This is a genomic window from Extibacter muris (assembly GCF_004345005.1).
Lineage (GTDB): Bacteria > Bacillota > Clostridia > Lachnospirales > Lachnospiraceae > Extibacter > Extibacter muris.
Map to the genome: position 1 here is coordinate 1 of NZ_SMMX01000059.1, position 831 is coordinate 831.

Here is an 831-nt window from a genome sequence, read left to right on the forward strand (position 1 = left end):
AAAGAGAAAAAAGGGGAAAGAGAAAGAAGGAGGAGAAGGAAAGAGGAAGAGGGATTATTCACTGCCATGGCGGAGGCAGAAAAGGGAAGAGGGAAAAGAAGAGGAGAAAAGGGGGAGGAGAGGAGGAAGGACCAAAACAAGGACAAACTCTCACAAATACACAAGACGGAAAAGACGGTCAAAGGAAAGGGAGACAGGGAGAAAGAGGAGGGAAAAGGAAAAAAGGGAAGAGGAGGCCCGATAAAGGGAAGAAGAAGAGAAGAAAGAAGAGGGGAAAGAAAGGGAAAAAAGGGGAGAGGGAGAGGGGAAAGAGAAGGGAAGAGAAGAAAAAGGAAAGGGAAAGAGGGGGGGAGAAAGGAGGAGGGGGGAGAAGGGGAGGGGAAAGGGGAAAGGAAAGAAAAAAAAGAGAAGCAGCTGCAAAAGAGAAAAAAGAAGGAGGAGAGGGAGGCGCTTTCTCAAATGGTGGAGAAGAGAAAGAGGGAGGAAGAGGGGAGGAGAGGAGAGGAAGAAGGGAGAGGAGGGGGGCCGTCGGGGCAGAAGTCAGAGACACGTTCGGGGTGTCCGCCGAGGAAGGGAAGGAAAAGGAAAGAGCGGAAGAAGAAGGAAGAAAGGAGGAGGGAAGGGGAGAAAGGAGAGAGGGAAGGAAAAAAGGGAGGAGGAAAGGAGGAAGGAAAAGGGAGGAGGGAGAGAAGGAGAAGAGGAGGAGATTAACAAACGGTCACCAAAAAGAGGAGGGAGAGGAAGAGGAGGAAAGGGAAAGGAAAAAAAAGGAAGGGGGGAGAAAAAGAGGAGAGGGGGAGCGGGGGGAGGGAGAGGGGAAGAGGAGGGGAG

The 831-nt window shown here is 51.5% G+C and carries 1 protein-coding gene; it reads left to right on the forward strand.

Annotation, left to right across the window (positions count from 1 at the left end; translation table 11 throughout):
* The coding region (locus E1963_RS23600) for a hypothetical protein (RefSeq protein WP_201272086.1) at positions 1 to 711 on the forward strand (711 nt) is incomplete at its 5' end.
* Between the last annotated feature and the right edge of the window lie 120 nt (positions 712 to 831).